This window comes from Bacillus sp. FSL W8-0640, assembly GCF_038007725.1.
Classification (GTDB): Bacteria; Bacillota; Bacilli; order Bacillales; family Bacillaceae_G; genus Bacillus_A; species Bacillus_A cereus.
Window position 1 is genome coordinate 5,209,311 of the sequence record NZ_JBBOXT010000001.1, and the last position, 22,365, is coordinate 5,231,675.

Consider the following 22,365-nt stretch of genomic DNA (forward strand, 5'->3'; position numbering starts at 1 on the left):
TTTTATACAAAGTACAACAATAGAAAGTTGATTTACAAAGTTTATATGCGTTAAACTTATACAGATGTTCTTGTAATCTTCTTCCTTCCAAAAGGCTTGTATATATGATGCAAGACATAAAAAACTTGAGGAGATAAAAATTCTATGATGGAACAAAAGCAACTTGTTTCTGTTGTCATACCCCTGTATAACACGGAAAAATATATTGAAGAAACGATGCAGTCAATACTAGATCAAACATATAAAAACATTGAAATTGTAATTGTAGATGATGGAAGTAAAGATCAATCACCTTCTATTGTGAAAAACCTTGCTGAAAAATACCCAGGGCAAGTAAAATACGTTCATCAAAAAAACCAAGGTGTTTCGGTAGCCCGTAATACAGGTATCGAAAATGCTAGCGGAGAATATATCGCTTTTCTTGATAGTGATGACTTATGGCATCCAACTAAAATTGAGAAGCAAGTCGAAAGTATGCATAAAAACGAAATGGACGCGTGCTATTGTGGTTATATGAATTTCTACGAAGAAACAGGCGAGAAGGTTGAACATACAACAAACTTTATTAAAGGTGATATGGCAAAAGCATTCCTAACACATCAAGTTGTTGCTCAAACAAGTACTTGGATTTTCAAACGATCCATCGTAATGGATCATAACATTCGTTTTACACCAGGATGTAGTTGGGGAGAAGATTTAGAGTTTTTATTTAAACTTATGAGTTTGACAAATGTATGTTATGTCGATGAATACTTAACTTATTATAGAATCTTATCAGAAGGAAATCTTTCTTCTAAGTATAAAGATTATGAATTAAAAACAACAAAAGAGCTAGAAGTATTCAATCGTATGAAAGATTGGGTACATAATAAATCTCAAGACTTCATTACGAAAGACCCTCAGTCACTGATTGAGATTCTTGAGACTTATTTATTCCCTTATACAGTCATCAATAACGCTTGTATATATATTAAAGAAAACTCTCGATTAGATAAATCACAAGTTCAATTAATCAAAAAAGATATAAGGAAATATTGCCGTAAAATCTATTCAAAGAATGGAAAGCGTAGTAAAAAACTATATGCAATGCTTTGGTTTGTACGAATTAAATTTCTGTTTTCTTAAACTGAAAATATAACGATACTCTCTCTTTCTGTGAACAAATTAAATTTACAAATAGGACAAACTAACCGGGTCCTAAAGAATAGAAAGGTCTTTTCTCATGAAAACAAATAAAATTCTAAAAAACGCATCCTACCTCTTTGTAGGAAACATTACTGTCCGCTTTGTACTGGCTATTGCAACAATTTTCTTTGCAAGATATGTTTCTCCAAGTGATTACGGTATGTTTACAACTGCGTTAGCAGTTTCAGCTGTTATTTGTTACTTTACAGATGCAGGTTTAACACATACGTTTATGCGTGAAGGAACGAGAAGCGATGCTAATATTAGTGTGCTAATAAGTAGTTATTTACGTATTCGTTTAATATTAGCTATCGTAATTTCTGTACTTTTCGCTATTTTTGCCCAGTTCTTCTATCCCGATGCTTACTTACGTGCGATGGTATATTGGGTTGTCCTACCAACAATGTTCGGAGCAACCTTACAAGGTGTTGGTATGGCTTACTTCCAAGTAACAGAACGCATGCAATTTACAGCTATTATTTCTGTACTACAAGGTGTAACAGCTGCTGCTGCCCTATTACTAGGGATGTCTTTCCAATGGTCACTTATGATGGTTGCTGCCATGTACGGGGTATCTAGTCTTGTAACAGGTGTTATCGCCTTTATAATGACAATACGTTACACGAAAGTCCATAAGGGTTGGGATAAAGGCATTTTAGATCAACTACTTATTTTCACGATCAACGGAATCATTATTATGCTCTTACCACAATTGGGCCCTATTATATTAGAAAAGGTTTCAACATATAAGCAAGTTGGATTCTTTGGTGCTGCATCTAAAATACCTGCTGTACTATATCAAATACCTGGAGTAATTGCAGCTGCTTTTTATCCAAGACTTTTTGCTTTTGGTAATGAGAAAAATATTGAAGAACATAGAAAATTATCAAGTTTTGAATTAAAACTTATGTCTTTTTTAGGAATGGGAATTTCTATCCCCTTTATTGCTGATCCAAGTTTCTGGATTGTTAGTTTATTAGGAGAAAAATACGCTCCCGCTGGTGACGCTCTTGCTATTCTAGCGTTTATGGTTATTTTACAATCAATTAACTATCCACTAGCCGATAATTTAACAACGATTGGCCAGCAATGGAAACGTGCAACAACAATGACTATTGGATTAGTTGTTGCCATCATAGGTTATATTGTATTAGGTAGTAAATATGGAATGATGGGGGCAGCTGCCGCAGCCATCATTACCGAAATTACACTATTAATTGGATTTACCCTCTTTATTCGTAAAGGCATGCAATTATTAGTTAAAGGAATTATATTTAATTCCTTAGCCTTTATTATTAGTTACGGTATATACCGAATTGCATTAATCAACTTACCACCATTAGTTGCTTTAACTCTTACTGGTATACTATACGGTATAATCGGAATTGTAATTGATCCTCAAATACGTGGATTCGTTTTAGGATTTATAAAACAAAAGCTTATTCGCAAACATGCTTAAAAGCAAAAAGCTTTTCCTATTTAAAAATGGAAAAGCTTTTTGCTTTTTTATATACCATCATTTTTCTTCAGTAAAAAAATGCTATATATTCCAGCTCAAATTGACTTACTTTCTGAAAATGCCTTATACTAAATTACATGTAAACTATGAACTTCAACGCTTGTAAAAATATATATGCTTCAACAAAAATATATATTTTCTCATGTTAAAACTAAAGAACACACCTTTAAAAATTGGTGTGTTTTTATATGCTACCTAAAAACTAGTTGCTACATGTAACGACTTTCAAAGGAGGATTATCAATTTTTATGAGCATAAAGCCGAATAATAAATTCTTTTCCAAGAAAACAATAATAATTATGCCAATATTATTATTGTGCGCTTTTGCTTTTCATTATTTCTTTTTAACATCTAATCAAGCCTTTTCTGGTACAGGGGATGCGTTACGTCAATTTGGTTTTTTTACGTTTCTTCTACAACATGCCTTTAAAGATGGCAACCTTTTTTGGTCTTTTGATTATGGATTAGGTGGAGATTTATTTGGAGAGTTTAGTTATTATTACAGCACATCACCGTTTTTCTGGATTACACTGTTACTACCTAAACTAAGTCTTGAGCAAGTATATGACGTGAAATTATACATGAGTATTTTAAAAAACTTTTTAGCTATGGTATTCATGTATGGTTCTTTACGTTACCATAATAAAACAGCATTCTCATCTTTTGTTGCTGCTATTATATATGGTGGTTGTATTACTTTCATCCGCCACTCTTTACTATGGGATTTCATGGCTGATGCCATTGTATTTTTACCATTAGTAATATGGGGACTTGATAAATATATTATTGAAAAGAAGCGCGGACTTTTCCTAATCGCTGCTACTTTAATGTTAGCATCAAACTTTTATTTTGCTTTTATCACAAGTATTTTCATATTTATTTATGCATTATTCCAATACTTTGCGACACAACAAAATAAAACGATTGTCTCTTTTCTAACTTATTATATTAGAATCGGTTTATTGTATGGATTATCACTCGGTTTAGCCGCCGTTTGCTTCCTCCCATCAGTTAATGCCGTATTTAGTGCTGATCGACTATCAAAAAAGTTTGAGATACCATTATTATTTGAAGATAAATTTTATAAAGATTTAATGGAAAATATTTTCTTCATGTATAATGCTGAAAATCATCAATTAGCTTTACCAGCTTTAATTTTATTCTTAATCGTATTTGGAATGTTTATACGTGATAAACTCGTTAAAAATAAAGTATTCTTTACGTTATTCATGTTCATTCTGTTTATGCTTCCATATACATATTCTGTGTTTAATGGTTTTTCAGCAATGCAATCTAGATGGTTCTATTTATTTGTATTTGTAATTGCCCAAACAATTGCATACATTCTAGATTGGATGATTATTCATAAGAAAGACTACAAATTACCTTATTTAATAAGTTTATTAGTGTCTATTGGATTATTCATTTATGCATTTTATAGAAAAGCAAATATAAATGTAACTGATAAACCTTTACAAGACGTTGATAACATTTTACTCGGAACTGTCGTTCTTTCTGTTATTACAGTATGTTTATGGCGTTATATTTCCAAACCTTTCATACAATTTTTAGTTGTATTGAATGTACTCGTTAGCACAATTTCTATGAATTATATGTATGCGAATAATATACTTAGCACCGTTTACGGACAGAGCCAGATTTCAACTGAAAAGTTACACGAACCAGGCTATGATAATAAAGAAGAAATTGCTGCAATTCGCTACATACAAGAAAATGATAAAGACTTTTATCGTATTCTTAATCCATATAGCGAATATAACACACCAATGCTACAAGGTTATCATGGCTTAAGTACGTATCAAAGCTTAGTTAATTATTATGTCCATGACTTTATGAAAAATAAATATGGTGTATTCCAAATGTACGATACACCTTCAATGTTTTATCAAGCTGATAGTCGACTACTACTTGAAAATATGCTAGGTGTAAAATATCGCGTATTAAGTGCTGATACAGATTCAAGGAATGTGCCTTATGGATATAAACTATTACAGCAAGTAGGACCGTATAATATTTACAAAAATGACTATGCTTTACCGTTAGGATATGTATATGATTCGGCTATAAGTGAGGAAGAATTTTCTAAATTAAACTTCGCTCAGCGTGATCAATTATTATTACATGCTGTTGTCGTTAATAATACAAAAGAATTTTCATTAAACCATTTTAATAAACAAGACCTTAAATCAAAGGCAGTATCTATTAAAACGGAAAAAGCAAAATTCGAAAACATGGAAAAACAAGAAAATAAACTAATTGTTCATGGCTTTGGAAATATGATTGTACCTATCAATTATCCTGATACACCTGGTGATCTACTGATAGAATTAAAATTAAAAAATGCAGGCACATTCAATGCAACTGTTAATGGAAAAACGATAGGAAAAGGGGACGATGCTGGTGCATACTCTTATCCGTTAGAAAGGTTTGTTTACAATTTGGGCAATGAGCGTCCAGAAAACCTAACTATCTCTATTGATATGGCAGGTGAGTATGAATTAGGTGACTTGCAAGCAAATATTGTAAACTATGAAAGTGTACAAAAAGAAACAAAAAAACTAACTGAAAATAGGCTTGAAAATATTTATTATAAGAACAATTATTTAAAAGGGGATATCAAATCAAATAAAGACGGGCTCTTATATTTATCTGTCCCATATAGTAAAGGCTGGACTATAAAAATTGATGGAAAAGAAACAGAATTTACGAAAGCGAATTCTGCCTTTATCGGTGTTCCCATTACAAAAGGTTCACATGTAATCGAAATGACTTACGTTACACCTTACTTCAAATTAGGTATGATTATATCAATCATCTCACTAATTATCTGTATAGCTTTACTAATTTTCAAAAATCCAAAAGCACGACGAAAATTTTCTTTTAAAAAGCAATAATGAGCAATCAATGAATCATGAATCTATCCAATTGGATAGATTCATATAAAAACGCATAACATTGTTTTAACCCACTACAAACAAGGAGTGTCAAAAATGACTCTTTCAATCGTTGTACCATGCTACAATGAAGAAAAGGTGCTTCGAGCCTTTTATTCAGAGACTTCTCTTGAAATTCATAAATTAACTACCGATTATGAATTTGTTTTTGTTAATGATGGTAGTAAAGATGATACTTTAAATATTTTACGTGATTTAGCTAGTTCAGATTCGTCAGTACACTACATATCATTTAGTCGAAATTTCGGAAAAGAAGCTGCAATGTTAGCTGGTTTAAAATATGCTACAGGCGATGCAATTGTTATTATGGATGCTGACTTACAACACCCTCCTACGTTAATAAAAGAACTGTTAGAAGGATATAACGACGGCTACGACCAAGTCATTGCAAAAAGAACAAGAACTGGTGATTCACCCGTTCGCTCTTTCGTCTCTCGTCTTTACTATAAAGTGATGAATAAATTTGTAGATATTGAATTAGTAGACGGTATTGGTGACTTTAGACTTTTAAGTCGAAGAGCAGTAGATTCTTTATTATCTTTAAGTGAATACAACCGATTTTCAAAAGGCTTATTTTCTTGGATCGGTTATAACGAATTAATCATTGAATATGAAAATGTATTACGTTCTGATGGAGAAAGTAAATGGACCTTCTCGAAATTATTAAATTACGGAATTGATGGTGTAATTTCATTTAATAATAAACCGTTACGTCTATCTATATATCTCGGATTACTAACAACCATTTTAGGACTTTTATACGTAATCACTACGTTCGTTCAAATCATCCTTGGTGGTGTGGAAGTTCCTGGTTACTTTACTCTCATTTCCGCTATACTATTTATTGGCGGTATTCAACTCATATTCCTAGGTGTTATTGGTGAATATATCGGTCGTATTTATTATGAAACAAAACGTAGACCGCATTTTATTGTAGCTGAAAAGAAAGTTAGTGAAGTTAAACAAAAGGCATAACCAAAAAGTTACTTCTGTAGGTAGAAGTAACTTTTTTATATACTAACATTTACAAACACTTCTTTTGAAAAAATATACATTTTGAAATGATGGCATTATATGAAAGAATTTAGTATCATGATTCAAGGTACTATTTCAAGTTGGACGGAGGATACTATGAGCTTATTAACAGTTGAAAAATTAGGACATACATTTGGTGATCGTACATTATTTAAAGATGTATCTATGCGATTATTAGCAGGTGAGCACGTTGGATTAGTTGGTGCAAACGGTGTTGGTAAATCAACATTCATGAATATCATTACTGGTCAGCTTATTCATGACCAAGGTCGTGTAGAATGGACACCGGGCACACATTACGGCTACTTAGATCAGCATACTGTTTTAACGCCTGGACGTACGATCCGTGACGTACTAGCGGATGCATTTTTACCGTTATTCGAAAAGGAAAAAGCTTTAAATGAAGTTACAGAAAAAATGGGAACTGCTACACCAGAAGAACTAGAAGAACTTCTTGAACAAATGGCAGAAATACAAGATGCACTTGAAGCAGGTGGTTTCTATTTACTAGATATGAAAATTGAAGAGGCTGCACGTGGTCTTGGAATTGATGCTATTGGTTTAGATCGTGATGTTTCAGCACTAAGTGGTGGACAACGTACAAAGGTATTGCTTGCAAAGCTATTACTTGAACAGCCAGAAGTATTATTGCTTGATGAACCTACTAACTATTTAGACGTTGAACATATTCATTGGTTAACAAATTATTTAAAAGAATACCCACATGCATTCTTATTAATTTCTCATGATACGGAATTTATGAACAAATGTGTTGATGTTATTTTCCATCTAGAATTCACAAAAATGACACGCTATACAGCGACATATGAAAAATTCCTAGAACTAGCAGAAATCAATAAAAACCAACATATAAACGCTTATGAAAAGCAGCGCGAGTTTATCAAAAAGCAAGAAGACTTCATTGCAAAAAACAAGGCTCGTTATTCAACGACAGGTCGTGCAAAGAGTCGTCAAAAGCAACTTGATCGCATGGAACTTATTGATCGCCCAGAAACAGCAATTAAACCTGAATTCTCATTTAAAGAAAGTCGCGCAAGTAGTCGCTTCGTCTTTGAAGGTGAAAATGTAGAAATCGGATATACACATCCGCTACTACCAAAGCTATCAATGACGATCGAACGTGGTGAAAAAATTGCTATTGTTGGATGTAACGGTGTTGGTAAATCAACGTTACTAAAAACAATCTTAGGTAAAATTAAGCCTTTAAGCGGTAAAACAAGCCTTGGTGACTTCTTAGAGCCTGCATACTTTGAGCAAGAAGTTAAAGCTGACAATATAACACCAATTGATGATGTATGGAATACATTCCCTGGTTTAGACCAGCATCAAATTCGTGCGATGTTAGCAAAATGCGGATTAAAAAATGAACATATTTCTCGCCCATTAAGTCAATTAAGTGGTGGAGAACAAGCAAAAGTTCGTTTATGTAAGCTAATGGGTGAGGAAAGTAACTGGCTACTATTTGATGAGCCGACAAACCATCTTGATGTTACAGCAAAAGCGGAACTTAAGAAGGCTATGAAAGCATATAAAGGAACAATCCTCCTTGTATGTCACGAACCGGACTTCTATGAAGATTGGATTACAAAAGTTTGGGATGTTGAAGAATGGTCTCAAAATAGTAAATAGTCTTTAAGAAAAAACTCCTTGTGTAGACAAGGAGTTTTTTACTTATTTTTATTAAGAATTTTTTATATTGTAGTATCCTATAAGTCGTAATCGAAATTCTTTTAATTCCGGATACGCCTCTAAATTTGCTAACATACCTCTAATTACTGGAATTCTTGGATTAAGCAATCGTATTTCCGCCTCTAAAACATCTAACGTTACTAACAACTCATCATCCTCTAATTGATCAGCTAAACTACGCTTAAATACAATAATTTCTTTTAAAAAATGCTCTTTAACTTGTTCCTTAATAAGCTCTGATTTACAAAGGAATTCTCCAAGCTTTTCTTCATGTAAAATAGGTTCTTCCGAAGATTCTACTAAGCCATCTACTAAATGATCTACTCTTTTTAAAATAAAAGCAGCGACATACGATAAATCAATTTCTGGTGCTTGTAAAATAATTAACTCTAAATAACCACGGCATATGCCTTCTACTATAATTACTAAATCCAATAAATATGGCATAACCTTTTCACCATAAATGGACAATAAACTATTCCGATAAAATGCATGAGACTCTAACTTCATCCGCATCATAAATTCTTCTACTTCTTTATTAAACGGAATTGCATTTTCTCTCGCATGCATAATAATAAATTCTTTATGCTTTTGTATATCATTAAACTGACAATGTAATTGTTTTGCAAATTTTTCACGTGGTAATAAAGACTCTTGTTCAATATCCAGCATTTTCTTTTGGATTTTGTCATAATAATATCGAAGTGTCGCTAATAAAAGCTCATCTTTCGATTTAAAATATAAGTAAAAAGCTCCCTTAGATATACCACTAGCTGTCACAATTTCCTGCACTGATGTCGCATTTACACCCTTAGTAGCAAATAACTTCATAGCCGATTCTATAATTAAACGCTCTTTTTCTTTCATATCTTCTCTCCTAAATTTAATCTCGCATCTTATTATAAATGTATTATACCATCCCTTTTTATTGACGATTGACCGAACGGTCAGTTATATTATGTATTAGACTGACCAGTTGGTCAATATAATACAAAGGGAGCGCAAACATGAACAAAATCATCAATTTCTCGTTAAAAAATAAGTTCGCAGTTTGGCTACTAACCATTATTGTTACTATTGCGGGGATCTACTCTGGACTCAATATGAAGCTGGAAACAATTCCTGATATTACAACACCGATTGTGACAGTAACTACGGTCTATCCTGGTGCTACACCAGAAGAAGTAGCTGATAAAGTTTCAAAGCCGATGGAAGAACAACTACAAAATTTAAGCGGTGTTAACGTTGTGAGTTCATCATCTTTTCAAAACGCATCTTCTATTCAAGTAGAATACGATTTTGACAAAAATATGGAAAAAGCAGAAACAGAAATTAAAGAAGCTCTCACAAATGTAAAACTCCCAGAAGGTGTTAAAGATCCTAAAGTTTCACGAGTAAACTTCAATGCTTTTCCCGTTATTTCGTTAAGCGTAGCAAGCAAGAATGAATCTTTAGCTACTTTAACTGAAAATGTAGAAAAAAATGTTGTACCGGGATTAAAAGGACTTGATGGTGTTGCATCTGTTCAAATTGCTGGTCAACAAGTAGATGAAGTACAGCTCATCTTTAAGAAAGATAAAATGAAAGAACTAGGACTAAGTGAAGATACTGTAAAAAATGTGATTAAAGGATCGGATGTATCTTTACCACTTGGCTTATACACATTTAAAGACACGGAAAAATCAGTTGTTGTAGATGGCAATATTACAACGATTAAAGCATTAAAAGAACTTAAAATCCCAGCTATACCTTCCTCACCTAACGGTCAAGGTAGTCAAAATGCTGGCGCTGGTGCACAAACGCCACAAATGAATCCAGCCGCTATGAACGGGATTCCAACAGTTACATTAGATGAAATTGCTGACATTAAAGAAGTTGGGAAAGCAGAATCCATTTCTCGAACAAATGGAAAAGAAGCAATTGGAATTCAAATTGTGAAGGCCTCTGATGCAAATACAGTTGATGTTGTAAATGCAGTAAAAGATAAAGTAAAAGAACTTGAGAAAAAGTATAAAGACTTAGAGATTATTTCAACATTCGATCAAGGTGCACCTATTGAAAAATCAGTAGAAACAATGCTGAGCAAAGCAATTTTCGGTGCTATCTTTGCGATCGTTATTATTATGCTGTTCCTACGAAATATTCGAACAACGTTAATCTCTGTCGTTTCAATACCACTTTCTTTATTAATTGCTGTTTTAGTCATAAAGCAAATGGATATTACGCTTAACATTATGACACTTGGAGCAATGACCGTTGCTATAGGCCGCGTTGTCGATGACTCAATTGTTGTTATTGAAAATATTTACCGCCGTATGTCGTTATCAGAAGAGAAATTGCGCGGAAAAGATTTAATTCGTGAAGCTACGAAAGAAATGTTTATCCCAATTATGTCTTCTACCATCGTAACAATTGCTGTATTTTTACCACTTGGACTAGTAAAAGGTATGATTGGTGAAATGTTCTTACCATTCGCCTTAACTATCGTCTTCGCTTTATTAGCATCATTACTAGTAGCAGTTACAATCGTACCGATGCTAGCTCACTCTTTATTTAAGAAAGAGAGTATGAGGGAAAAAGAAGTACATCATGAAGAAAAACCAAGTAAATTAGCAAATGGGTATAAACGCATACTTGCATGGGCTTTAAATCACAAAATTATTACATCAAGTATCGCTGTCCTTCTATTAGTTGGTAGTCTTGCACTTGTACCAGTTATCGGTGTAAGTTTCTTACCTTCTGAAGAAGAAAAAATGATTATCGCAACATACAATCCTGAACCAGGTCAAACGTTAGAAGACGTTGAAAAAATTGCAACAAAAGCTGAGAAGCACTTCCAAAATAATAAAGACGTCAAAACAATTCAGTTCTCATTAGGTGGAGAGAATCCAATGAGTCCTGGTCAATCAAACCAAGCAATGTTCTTCGTGCAATATGATAACGACACGAAAAACTTTGAAAAAGAGAAAGAACAAGTCGTTAAAGATTTACAGAAGATGTCTGGCAAAGGCGAATGGAAAAACCAAGACTTCGGAGCAAGTGGCGGTAGTAACGAAATTAAACTATACGTTTACGGAGATAGCTCAGAAGACATTAAGCCTGTCGTAAAAGATATTCAAAATATCATGAAGAAAAATAAAGACTTAAAAGATATAGATTCTAGTATTGCAAAAACATATGCAGAGTACACTTTAGTCGCAGATCAAGAAAAGCTGAGTAAAATGGGCTTAACGGCTGCTCAAATTGGAATGGGACTTTCTAATCAACATGATCGCCCTGTTCTGACAACAATTAAAAAAGACGGTAAAGATATCAATGTATATGTAGAAGCTGAAAAACAAAATTATGAAACAATCGATGACTTAACAAATCGTAAAATTACAACACCACTTGGTAATGAAGTGGCTGTGAAAGATGTTATGACTGTAAAAGAAGGTGAAACTTCGAATACAGTGAAACACCGCGATGGCCGTGTTTATGCAGAAGTAAGTGCAAAACTAACATCTGATGACGTTTCAAAAGCATCTGCCGCTGTTCAAAAAGAAGTAGATAAAATGGATCTTCCTTCTGGCGTAGATGTTTCTATGGGCGGCGTTACAAAAGATATTGAAGAATCATTTAAGCAACTTGGCTTAGCGATGTTAGCTGCGATTGCCATTGTATACTTCGTTCTTGTCGTTACATTTGGCGGTGCCCTTGCACCATTCGCAATTTTATTCTCGCTACCATTTACAATTATCGGAGCTCTTGTTGCCTTATTAATCTCCGGTGAAACATTAAGTGTGTCTGCAATGATTGGGGCGCTTATGTTAATCGGTATCGTTGTAACAAACGCAATCGTGCTTATCGACCGCGTTATTCATAAAGAAAATGAAGGACTATCAACACGTGAAGCTTTATTAGAAGCTGGTGCAACACGCCTTCGTCCAATTTTAATGACTGCAATTGCAACAATTGGTGCTCTTATCCCGCTTGCATTAGGATTTGAAGGTAGTGGCTTAATTTCTAAAGGACTTGGTGTAACGGTAATTGGTGGATTAACAAGTTCAACGTTATTAACACTTCTTATTGTTCCAATCGTTTATGAAGTATTAAGCAAATTTAAAAAGAAAAAAACAAAATAACAAAAAATAACCTCGCTAACTGCGAGGTTATTTTTTATTTCCAAACAAGACTAGAAAATCACCATAGCCTTCTTTCTCTAATTCCTCTTTTGGAATAAATCGAAGGGCTGCAGAATTAATGCAGTAACGAAGTCCATTTGGTCCTGGACCGTCTGGAAATACATGCCCAAGATGTGAATCTCCTTCCTTACTTCTCACTTCTGTACGCGTCATATTATGACTCACATCCATCTTTTCTTTCACACTTGCTGACATAACTGGTTTTGTAAAACTAGGCCATCCACATCCACTATCAAATTTGTCTAGAGAAGTAAATAGCGGCTCACCTGAAACGATGTCTACATAAAGACCTTCCTCTTTATGGTTCCAATACTCATTTCGAAATGGTGGTTCTGTACCATTTTCCTGCGTTACATAAAACTGCATCTCATCGAGTTTTTCTTTTAAATGAGCATTATCCTTTGGCCAATGTTGCTTAATAAAAGCATCTCGTCCTGAGCCTTTACGATATAACTCATAGCGGAATGTGTTTTTCTTATGATATCCTTGGTGATATTCTTCAGCTGGATAAAATGTAGCTGCTGGTAGTATTTTTGTCGCAATTGGTTTTGAAAAGCGCCCACTCTGCTCAAGTCCTTCTTTTGAGGCTTCTGCTTTTTTATGTTGTTCTTCATTATGATAAAAAATCACTGTTTCATAAGACTGTCCGCGGTCGTGGAATTGTCCTCCAATATCGGTCGGATCAATTTGTCTCCAATATATATTTAACAATTCCTCATACGACATTTTATTTGCATCAAATCTAATTTGTACCGCTTCATAATGTCCTGTTGTTTCTGAGCACACTTCTTTATACGTTGGGTCCTCTTTATGACCGCCTGTATAACCTGAAATAACCTGTATAATGCCCTCCATCTCTTCAAATGGAGAAACCATACACCAGAAACACCCTCCAGCAAATGTAGCTAACTCTACCTTTTCATTTACAGCCATTACTTCACCCCTATTCTATATTCTCCTTACAGTATGGCATAAGAAACATAATGTTATAAAAGAAAAAGCATCGAACATCGATGCTTTTTCTTACTTCACTTTATTTTTTCCAACATCCTTCTCCATTTCATCACTTGTCACGTCTAAAACATCTAGTAAGAAAATGAAGATTGGAATACCGATAATCAGTCCCCATACACCTAAGAAGTGCTCTGAGAAAATTAATACCATAAAAGTATAGAAAATCGGTAAATTTGTTTTTTGCGACATAAACTTCGGATTTAATACGTAACTTTCAAGCGCATGAATCACTGTTACGATAACTAAAATATAAACAACGTACATAATACCGCCAATATTGTAAGCAATCATACAAAGTGGGAATAACGAAATGATAACCCCCGCTACTGGAATTAATCCAAGCAAGAAAATCATTAATGCTAAACCTAATAATTGCGGGAATCCTAATATCCATAATGCGATAACTGAAAGAACACAGTTAACAACAGCAATTAAAAATTGTGCTTCGATTACCTTTCCAAATGAACGTGCAAATTTCTTTCCGAAGTACTCAATTTCAGTATAGAAAATTGCAAGCCTGCTTTCTTTAAACTTTGCAGTAAAACCAACAATACGAGATTTTTCTAATAAGAAAAACAAACTCAAAATTAAAGAAAGTAAAACCTGAAGGCCAAATTTACCAACATTCGTAATCGATTTATACAAAATGTCTACGCCTTGTCCTACATATTTAGAAAGCTCCATATGATTGACAGCATTAACTGCATACTTAATTAGTTCACTATCTGGTGGGTTTCTTAAAAATACATTGAATTGGTAAATCAGTTGTGAAATTTGTATCGTCAATACTGGTAAATATTTAAATAGCGTAATAGCAATTCCACCAATTAACATTACATATAGAAATGCTATAATAATTTTTCGATTAATAGGCATGAAATGATCTAATTTGCGGGAAATAAACTTTTGGAATCGATCCATTAAATACGTGAGAATAAACGTAATTAATATTAAATTCAACATACTTTGCAGCCCGTATAACACGAGAGCAAGTATTACTAATACGAGTAACCTCTGAAATCCTTTACTTTGAAACAGGTTTTTTATTTGCATAATCGACGAATACTCTCTCCTGTCCTATAAACTAAAACGTTAATAAGTAGATTTCTCTCTCTTTTCTACTTTTAATTATTCATTCATATTAAGATTTTTATAAACTCATTATATGCCTACCTTAACAGGTATATAGTAGCTTACTTCTTATTTTACAATACAATGACCTAATTCAAAACGTATTCTACATAGTATTAATGAAGATTTAAGGAAACTTATATTTTTTTAAATAGGTCTTACCACTACTGTAACATAAAAAGCAAGCTATCAGTAGAAATCTGTCCTACAAATAGCTTGCTTTTCTTGTTTTTTAAGTAAGTTTTACTATCCAATGAATGGTATGAACATTGGGATGACAACTACTGTTACAACCCCAACTACTGTTACAGCAATACTTGCCATCGCTGCCTCTACCTCACCCATTTCAATTCCTACCGCAACTCCTAATGCATGACCCGCTGTTCCAAGTGCTAAACCTTTTGCAATCGGATGTTTCACTCTAAATGTTTTTAAGAATAATGCTCCTAATGCGTATACGATAACTGCGTTGAAAATAACTGCAAACGATGTAATTGCTGGAATACCACCAATACTTTCTGAAATTGGTAACGCAATTGCTGTTGTTGCTGCTTGTGGTAGCATTGAATTCATTAATGCTGTATCTAAACCGATTGCTTTTGCAACAATGAACACGACAATTACTGAGCAAATAGATCCAACCACGATAGCTGATAAAATTTGCCACCAATATTTTTTCAACTTATCAACTTGTTTATAGAGTGGGATAGCAAATGCAATTGTTGCTGGCTCTAAGAAGAAACTAATCATTTTTCCGCCAGTATTATATTCTTCAAAAGTAAAGTTACCTACCTTTAGAAAGACAATCCCTAATACCATCGCTACGAATAATGGTGTAAATAGGAAGAACCCTTTTGAATGCTTGAATAATAATGTTCCGATTCCGTATGCGATTAATGAAACGACGATTCCGAAATATGGAGTCATTGTGCTTGCCATGTTCATTACCTCCTAACAATATATAAATGCAATGGTTACGCAACCTTTCCGTGCTTGCGTCCTTTATTTACTACTTTCAATTCTTTTGTATCTTCTGTTTCTTTTTCATCTTTTCCTAAAATAAATTGTGCAAATAACCCTGTTACAGCAAGTAAAATAACTGTTGCTACAACAATTACAGTTAAAATTTGTACAAAGTATTGCCCCATTACACCAAGAGAATTAATAACTGAAATACCTGATGGGACGAATAAGAATCCAATAATACCTGTTAAAGCTGTTCCGAGTGATTCAACTTGCTCCAATTTAATAACTTTTAAACATAATAGACTAAATAAAATAACTAACCCGATTACCGATGAAGGCATTGGAATTGGTAAATGTGTTGCAATAATATTAGAAATTAACATAATAGCTGAGAATATGAATGCTTGTGATAAGAAACTATATACTTTTTTCGTACTCATTTTGGCCACCTCTTTCGATTTGGTACCTTTATTGTATAGGATACAAACGTATAAGTAAGCGTTTACATAACAGAACGTCAAATATACAGAATCAGTTACAAATATAAAAGGATGAAATACAAAAGCTGCTTCTTAAATACGAAGCAGCTTCTTGAGTTCTTTTGCATATGTACGGCTAACAGGTACTTTCGATCCTTCTTTCATGATTAAATTATAAGTAGAATTAAACCATGGCTGAATTTCAGTAATATGATTAATATTCGCAATAAAGCTACGGTGTACGCGCATGAAGCTTGCTTGTGGTAACTTCTTCTCTAAAATTACAAGTGTATCATGTGTTACATACGTTTCCCTCGTTGTTTTTACTGTTACTTTCCCATCTACAAGCCCTACATATATAATATCTTCAATATTCACAAGTACGATTGATTCTTCAATTGGTAATGCTAATTTATGCATCTCTGCTGTTACATCTGTCCCCTTTATTTCGTGCTTCGTTTCTATTTGCGCTTGTTTTTGTTTTTTATACTTCTTTAATGTCTGCACAATACGCTCTTCATCAAATGGTTTTAAAATGTAGTCTAACGCATCTACTTCAAATGCTTGCAGCGCATATTGATCATAGGCAGTAGCAAATACAATTGCAGGTGGATTTTTCATCTTCTTTAATATATTCGCGATTTCAAATCCGTTATCATCGGATAATTGAATATCTAAAAACACAATATCTGGTCTACTTTGCATTAGTTCTTCTAATGCGTCTTCCACACAATCAGCCTCACCAATTATCTCAACTTCTTTCGTTCTCTCTAATAAATACTTTAGTTCATCACGTGCTAACATTTCATCGTCAACTACTAATACTTTTAACACCCGGCTCTTCCTCCCCTACTTTTTTTGGAATAATAAAGGTAATCTCCGTCCCTTTATTTAATTCACTTTCAATATGAAGCATCGTTTCTTTCCCAAATAACCCAATAAGACGTTCATTAATATTATATAAAGCTGTTCCAGTCCCTTTCTTTGACGAAACTACCATCTTTCCTAATTGTTCTAAACGTTCTTCCTCAATTCCCTGTCCATTATCTTTTACTTCAAAGTGAACCATACCCTCTTTTTCAAAAACATGCACTTCCACTTCGCATACTGGTTGCTTCTTCGGAAAAGCATGTCGCAATGCATTTTCAACCAATAGTTGAAGAACAAATGGTGGTACTAAAGTTGTCTTTAGCTCATCTTCAATATACATCTTTACCTCATACTTATTTGGGAACCTTGCTTGTTCTAGTGATAAGTATGCCTGTACATGGTTTAATTCTTGTTCTAGTGGAATCAATAACTGACGTGCCCCTTGCAAATTACAACGGAAATACACGCTAAGCTGTAATAATAACTTCCTTGCTTTTTCTACATCTGTTCGGCATAAAGCTGATACTGTATTAATCGCATTAAATAAAAAGTGTGGGTTAATTTGCGCTTGTAATGCTTTTATCTCCGCATCTTGAAGTAATTTACTTTGCAACTCAGCTTCTCCTAACTCTAACTGCGTGGAGAATATTTTTGCTAACCCTTCTGCTAATTCCTCTTCCACACGACTTAACTGGTTAGGATTTTTGAAATAGAGTTTTAATGTCCCTATCGTATTTCCATGCGAAGTTAGTGGAATTACAATCGCCGCTTGCAAAGGGCAGCCTTCATGTTGACAATTAATAACCTCACGTGATTTCGCTTTCATTATTTTCCCTGTGTTTAACACTTCTTTCGACAAACCGGTTATTAAACTATGTGAAGGAATATGGTGATCTGATGCTAATCCAACATGAGCTAATATTTTCTCTGTATCTGTTAAGGATACCGCATCTGTTCCTGTAAAACGGTGAATAATTTGTGCCACATGCTTACATGATTCTTCTGTTAAACCTTGGCGGAAATACGGTAACGTTTTATCTGCAATACGTAATACTTTATGAGTCTGAAGTGCCTTTGCATTCTCCTCCTGACGCAAAATAGCTTGTATCATAGAAAGTAAAATAAAACTTCCAAAACTATTTACAAGAATCATTGGTATCGCTATTGTTTTCACAACGCTAATTCCATCCTCTATAATTAATAAAATCATAAGCATTTCTAAAGATACGATAAAAACACTTAAAACTGCTGAAAATTTAGGAGTAATTGTACGATTATATTTTTTGAAAATATATCCGATATAACCAGTTATAATCCCAGCTAAAATAGAAGAGATTGCGCAGCTTAGCGCTGTCGTACCACCAAGCATATAACGATGAATACCAGCAATAAATCCGACTCCAACCCCTACAATAGGGCCACCAAGTAAGCCGCTAATACCAACACCCATAATACGCGTATTCGCAATTGTACTTGAAGAAGAAACACCTTGTAACCAGTTTTCATTCATAATCGTATTTCCTGCTATTTCAATCCCAGTGTAATTGCTTACAATTGTAAATACCGAAAAAATACAAATAAGCTTAAGCTTATCTACATAGCCATCCTGTTTATGAAGGAGGCGTCTGAAAGTTTTAATATGAGAGAGTAAAAATCCTAAAATAACTATAAGTCCGACTCGTTCGATCATCATGAGTACTAAATTTAGCATCTTTGATTCATTCCTTTTTATTTAGTTAGTTTTATTATGGGAAAATAATGAAGTCGGCGTCAAGAAGAACGAAATATTTTTCGAAATATTTTACACATAATAACTTCCTCTTTATTTGACAATACAATAGAAGAGTGCTAAAAATAAAGTAATATAATACAGTCCTTTAACCCAACCCCGTGAGGTTGAGAAGGAAGTCGGAATATAATATACGTATGTTCTTTTTTGGGGATACGTATGCTTTTTTGGCCTTCTCATCATATCAGGTGAGAAGGCCTTTTGTTATTCTTCCATAGCGACTGTAGAAAATAAGGAGGAGTAATAATGAACGTCACTACTGATGTACAACAAACAACAGAGGAGACGAAAGCGAAAAGATATAAAACATTATTTGGTTCTGCGCTAGGATATGCAGCAGAAGGTTTAGATATGTTGCTATTATCTTTCGTACTTGTCTATATTTTAAAAGAGTTTCACTTAAGTCCTGTTGAAGGTGGAAACTTAACATTAGCTACCACAATAGGGATGTTAATTGGTTCTTATTTATTTGGATTTATTGCTGATTTATTTGGCCGTATTCGTACAATGGCCTTCACAATCTTACTGTTTTCACTAGCAACCGCACTCATTTATTTCGCAACAGACTACTGGCAATTATTAATTCTGCGCTTTTTAGTTGGAATGGGAGTTGGTGGTGAATTCGGAATCGGAATGGCCATCGTAACAGAAACCTGGTCTAAAGAAATGCGAGCTAAAGCGACATCTGTTGTTGCACTTGGATGGCAATTTGGTGTACTGATTGCTTCACTCCTTCCAGCATTTATTGTCCCACACTTTGGATGGAGAGCCGTTTTCTTATTTGGATTAATTCCAGCTTTACTAGCTGTCTATGTCCGTAAAAGTTTAAGTGAACCGAAAATATGGGAGCAAAAACAACGCTACAAAAAGGAACTGTTGCAAAAAGAATCTACAGGTAAATTAACAACTACTGAAGCAGAACAACTAAAACATATAAAAAAATTCCCACTTCGAAAGTTATTTGCCAATAAAAAAGTAACAATTACAACAATTGGTCTTATTATTATGTCGTTTATCCAAAACTTCGGATATTACGGAATCTTCACATGGATGCCCACTATTTTAGCAAATAAATATAACTATACATTAGCAAAAGCAAGTGGCTGGATGTTCATTTCTACCATCGGTATGCTAATTGGAATTGCAATCTTTGGTATTCTAGCTGATAAAATTGGTCGCCGTAAAACTTTTGCAATCTATTATATTGGCGGTACAGTATACTGTCTCATTTACTTCTTCTTATTCACAGATTCAACATTATTATTATGGGGAAGTGCATTGCTTGGATTCTTTGCAAATGGAATGATGGGAGGATTTGGAGCAATTTTAGCTGAAAACTATCCTGCTGAAGCTCGCTCTACCGCTGAAAACTTTATTTTCGGTACAGGACGTGGGTTAGCTGGATTTGGGCCTGTTATTATTGGCTTACTCGCTACAGGTGGCAACCTACTTGGAGCAATGTCCTTGATTTTTATCATCTACCCAATCGGGTTAATTACAATGCTACTATGTGTACCAGAAACAAAGGGAAAAGTATTAGATTAAACGTAAAAGAGGAAGCATCTCATTTAAGATGCTTCCTCTTTTACGTTTTTATTTATTTTGATTTACTAGCCTTCTGAAATAAGAATGCAGTTTTATCTTCTTCTTTTACAATACCTTGTTTTAATGCTAATTCTCCCGCAACTTTAGGCGCTAACCATAGCATTGGGAATAACAAAATTGATACCGGAACTGCCGTCACCACGATAAACGATTGTAGCGCATTAATACTTCCTTCACCCATATATAAAAGAATTGCTGCAACTGCGCCCATAATAAGCGACCAAAAAATTCGCAAACTAATTCTAGGATCTCCGTCTCCAGTCACTGCCATTGAAATGGAATACGCCATTGAATCCCCTGTTGTCACTACAAATAAAATTGTTAATAAAAGAAATGCTGGTCCAATAATATTAGAAAGTGGCAATTGTCCTGTAATTGCAATCATAGCTGCCGGCATACCAGATTCACTTAATGCGTCCGAGATAGACCCAGGATTCATCAACTCATAAAACACGCCTGATCCACCTAATATAGTAAACCAAAACGTTGTAATAATAGGTGCGATAATTCCAATTGCAACGATGATTTCTCGAATCGTTCTCCCTCTTGAAATTCGACTCACTAAAATTGCCATCATTGGTCCGTATCCAATAAACCATCCCCAGAAAAAGATTGTCCAAGATCCTAACCAACTTGCATCACCACGGTATGTGCTCATCGGTATAAATTCATTTACATAAAATCCAAACGAAGAAACAAACGAATCAATAATAAATCCACCTGGCCCAAATAGTAATATGAATGCCATTAATACAATTGCTAATCTAACATTTAAATTACTTATAATTTGAATCCCTTTATCAATACCTGTTACTGCCGATATGGTAGACACGGCCACCACACAAACAATAATTGCTAATTGAGTAGTAAACACATCAGAAATTCCAAATAATTCTTGTAATCCATAACTTGCTTGTAAACCTAAAAATCCAATTGGGCCAATTGTACCTGCAGCTACTGCAATAATTGCAGCTGCATCAATTATCGTTCCAAGCAGGCTCTTTCTTAATTTTTCCCCAAAAATAGGATATAAAAGCGTTCGAGGTTTTAGCGGCATATCTTTATGATAATGTCCATACATCATAACTACCGCACTAATTGTACCTAAAATCGTCCATGCTAAAAATCCCCAATGCATATAACTTTGTGCTAAAGCAGGCATGACTGCTTCTTTCGTTCCAGCAGATATACCATCATGTATTGGTGGCACCGTCATCAAATGATACATTGGCTCTGCTGCTGCCCAAAAAACGCCACCTCCGGCAAGTAATGTAGACATAATAATAGCAAGCCATTTTGCCGTACTAATCTCAGGTTTTTCTAATCCTCCAAGCTTAACTCTCCCATATTTGGAGAACGCCATACACATCGCAACAATAAATGTACCTAATAATAAAACTTGCCAGAAGGCACCGAAATATTTAATTGAAAAAGCGAAACTTTTATTAATCACACTCTCTACATAATCCTTGTTCAAAAAAACTGCAATTACAAATAATAAAAGTGAACCACCACTAATAATAAATACAGGCCAATCAGTTTTTCGACTCTTCATCCTCATTTACACTTCCTCCTTCCTCAGCAATCTAAAAAAACAACTTTATTATGTTTTATTGTTTAAAACCAAAACACAATAATTATATATGCATAACATTTTATCGACTTCCCACACACTTATGTTGTCCCTAAAAATATGCCAAATCCCTTATTAAAAAGAAAGAATTTCTTCCTCTTACATAAAAAAGCAAAACAAAAGACCTTATATTTCTATAAGGTCTTCGAAACAGAAATTTGATTATAACATAAGGAACTCCTTGGTTCAAAAAGCCTCTTCCAAAAATAACCGAGAGTAAAGGCTTCCATTTGCTACATAACAGTAATTAAAAAAAATTATATTTCACAG

Annotated in this window: 15 protein-coding genes; 7 read left to right on the plus strand and 8 right to left on the minus strand. The window is 34.1% G+C overall.

Going from position 1 to position 22,365, the window contains the following annotated elements; all coding sequences use genetic code 11:
• Positions 1-144 precede the first annotated feature (144 nt).
• The 5 genes from N2V80_RS26945 (at position 145) to N2V80_RS26965 (ending at position 8,364) form a co-directional block, all read left to right on the plus strand.
• Entirely contained in the window at positions 145-1,125 is a 981-nt protein-coding gene (locus N2V80_RS26945) for a glycosyltransferase family 2 protein (protein WP_061655695.1), read from the plus strand.
• Positions 1,126-1,222: 97 nt separating this feature from the next.
• Complete coding sequence (locus N2V80_RS26950) at positions 1,223-2,644, plus strand: oligosaccharide flippase family protein (protein ID WP_000856129.1); 1,422 nt, start codon at positions 1,223-1,225, stop codon at positions 2,642-2,644.
• A 308-nt stretch (positions 2,645-2,952) separates the two neighbouring features.
• The gene (locus N2V80_RS26955) at positions 2,953-5,619 is read left to right on the plus strand and encodes a YfhO family protein (protein WP_061655696.1); all 2,667 of its coding nucleotides are present in this window, start codon (positions 2,953-2,955) and stop codon (positions 5,617-5,619) included.
• A gap of 96 nt (positions 5,620-5,715) precedes the next feature.
• On the plus strand, positions 5,716-6,654 hold the full coding sequence (locus tag N2V80_RS26960) for a glycosyltransferase family 2 protein (protein ID WP_000175827.1): 939 nt from the start codon (positions 5,716-5,718) through the stop codon (positions 6,652-6,654).
• A gap of 156 nt (positions 6,655-6,810) precedes the next feature.
• A complete protein-coding gene (locus tag N2V80_RS26965) occupies positions 6,811-8,364 on the plus strand; it encodes an ABC-F family ATP-binding cassette domain-containing protein (protein WP_000055410.1) in 1,554 nt (517 codons plus the stop codon).
• A 51-nt stretch (positions 8,365-8,415) separates the two neighbouring features.
• On the opposite strand, the gene N2V80_RS26970 is transcribed toward N2V80_RS26965, so the two are convergent.
• On the minus strand, positions 8,416-9,291 hold the full coding sequence (locus N2V80_RS26970; protein WP_000659645.1) for a TetR/AcrR family transcriptional regulator: 876 nt from the start codon (positions 9,289-9,291) through the stop codon (positions 8,416-8,418).
• A 140-nt stretch (positions 9,292-9,431) separates the two neighbouring features.
• On the opposite strand from N2V80_RS26970, the gene N2V80_RS26975 reads away from it, so the two are divergent.
• Positions 9,432-12,548 carry an efflux RND transporter permease subunit gene (locus N2V80_RS26975; RefSeq protein WP_001033487.1) on the plus strand — a complete coding sequence of 1,039 codons (3,117 nt, stop codon included), beginning with the start codon at positions 9,432-9,434 and terminating at the stop codon, positions 12,546-12,548.
• Between the two features lie 27 nt (positions 12,549-12,575).
• Here N2V80_RS26975 and msrB read toward each other — a convergent pair whose 3' ends face one another.
• The 6 genes from msrB to lytS form a co-directional block, all read right to left on the minus strand.
• On the minus strand, positions 12,576-13,541 hold the full coding sequence (gene msrB, locus N2V80_RS26980) for a peptide-methionine (R)-S-oxide reductase MsrB (RefSeq protein ID WP_000290171.1): 966 nt from the start codon (positions 13,539-13,541) through the stop codon (positions 12,576-12,578).
• A 90-nt stretch (positions 13,542-13,631) separates the two neighbouring features.
• Positions 13,632-14,675 (minus strand): AI-2E family transporter, encoded by a 1,044-nt coding sequence (locus tag N2V80_RS26985; RefSeq protein WP_001166010.1) that lies wholly within the window; start codon positions 14,673-14,675, stop codon positions 13,632-13,634.
• A 324-nt stretch (positions 14,676-14,999) separates the two neighbouring features.
• Positions 15,000-15,692, minus strand: a complete 693-nt coding sequence (gene lrgB / locus N2V80_RS26990) for an antiholin-like protein LrgB (protein ID WP_061655697.1) — start codon at positions 15,690-15,692, stop codon at positions 15,000-15,002.
• A gap of 35 nt (positions 15,693-15,727) precedes the next feature.
• Entirely contained in the window at positions 15,728-16,159 is a 432-nt protein-coding gene (gene lrgA, locus N2V80_RS26995; protein WP_000104901.1) for an antiholin-like murein hydrolase modulator LrgA, read from the minus strand.
• A 132-nt stretch (positions 16,160-16,291) separates the two neighbouring features.
• The gene (locus N2V80_RS27000; protein ID WP_000921841.1) at positions 16,292-17,032 is read right to left on the minus strand and encodes a LytR/AlgR family response regulator transcription factor; all 741 of its coding nucleotides are present in this window, start codon (positions 17,030-17,032) and stop codon (positions 16,292-16,294) included.
• Positions 17,010-18,779: a two-component system sensor histidine kinase LytS gene (lytS, locus tag N2V80_RS27005; RefSeq protein WP_000933590.1), complete on the minus strand. Its 1,770-nt coding sequence runs from the start codon at positions 18,777-18,779 to the stop codon at positions 17,010-17,012. Before lytS ends, N2V80_RS27000 begins: the two co-directional genes overlap by 23 nt.
• A gap of 324 nt (positions 18,780-19,103) precedes the next feature.
• Between lytS and N2V80_RS27010 the strand changes: the two genes are divergently transcribed.
• Entirely contained in the window at positions 19,104-20,402 is a 1,299-nt protein-coding gene (locus tag N2V80_RS27010; protein ID WP_061655698.1) for an MFS transporter, read from the plus strand.
• A 52-nt stretch (positions 20,403-20,454) separates the two neighbouring features.
• On the opposite strand, the gene N2V80_RS27015 is transcribed toward N2V80_RS27010, so the two are convergent.
• Positions 20,455-22,023 (minus strand): BCCT family transporter, encoded by a 1,569-nt coding sequence (locus N2V80_RS27015; RefSeq protein ID WP_061655699.1) that lies wholly within the window; start codon positions 22,021-22,023, stop codon positions 20,455-20,457.
• Positions 22,024-22,365: the final 342 nt, after the last annotated feature.

Bases quoted from the DNA above. Each gene is read 5' to 3' on its own strand.
- N2V80_RS26970 (WP_000659645.1), bottom strand. From the start codon at position 9,291: ATGAAAGAAAAAGAGCGTTTAATTATAGAATCGGCTATGAAGTTATTT.
- N2V80_RS26955 (WP_061655696.1), top strand. From the start codon at position 2,953: ATGAGCATAAAGCCGAATAATAAATTCTTTTCCAAGAAAACAATAATA.
- N2V80_RS26975 (WP_001033487.1), top strand. From the start codon at position 9,432: ATGAACAAAATCATCAATTTCTCGTTAAAAAATAAGTTCGCAGTTTGG.
- N2V80_RS26985 (WP_001166010.1), bottom strand. From the start codon at position 14,675: ATGCAAATAAAAAACCTGTTTCAAAGTAAAGGATTTCAGAGGTTACTC.
- N2V80_RS27010 (WP_061655698.1), top strand. From the start codon at position 19,104: ATGAACGTCACTACTGATGTACAACAAACAACAGAGGAGACGAAAGCG.
- N2V80_RS26960 (WP_000175827.1), top strand. From the start codon at position 5,716: ATGACTCTTTCAATCGTTGTACCATGCTACAATGAAGAAAAGGTGCTT.
- N2V80_RS26950 (WP_000856129.1), top strand. From the start codon at position 1,223: ATGAAAACAAATAAAATTCTAAAAAACGCATCCTACCTCTTTGTAGGA.
- N2V80_RS26965 (WP_000055410.1), top strand. From the start codon at position 6,811: ATGAGCTTATTAACAGTTGAAAAATTAGGACATACATTTGGTGATCGT.
- N2V80_RS26945 (WP_061655695.1), top strand. From the start codon at position 145: ATGATGGAACAAAAGCAACTTGTTTCTGTTGTCATACCCCTGTATAAC.
- msrB (WP_000290171.1), bottom strand. From the start codon at position 13,541: ATGGCTGTAAATGAAAAGGTAGAGTTAGCTACATTTGCTGGAGGGTGT.
- N2V80_RS27015 (WP_061655699.1), bottom strand. From the start codon at position 22,023: ATGAGGATGAAGAGTCGAAAAACTGATTGGCCTGTATTTATTATTAGT.
- lrgB (WP_061655697.1), bottom strand. From the start codon at position 15,692: ATGGCAAGCACAATGACTCCATATTTCGGAATCGTCGTTTCATTAATC.
- lytS (WP_000933590.1), bottom strand. From the start codon at position 18,779: ATGCTAAATTTAGTACTCATGATGATCGAACGAGTCGGACTTATAGTT.
- lrgA (WP_000104901.1), bottom strand. From the start codon at position 16,159: ATGAGTACGAAAAAAGTATATAGTTTCTTATCACAAGCATTCATATTC.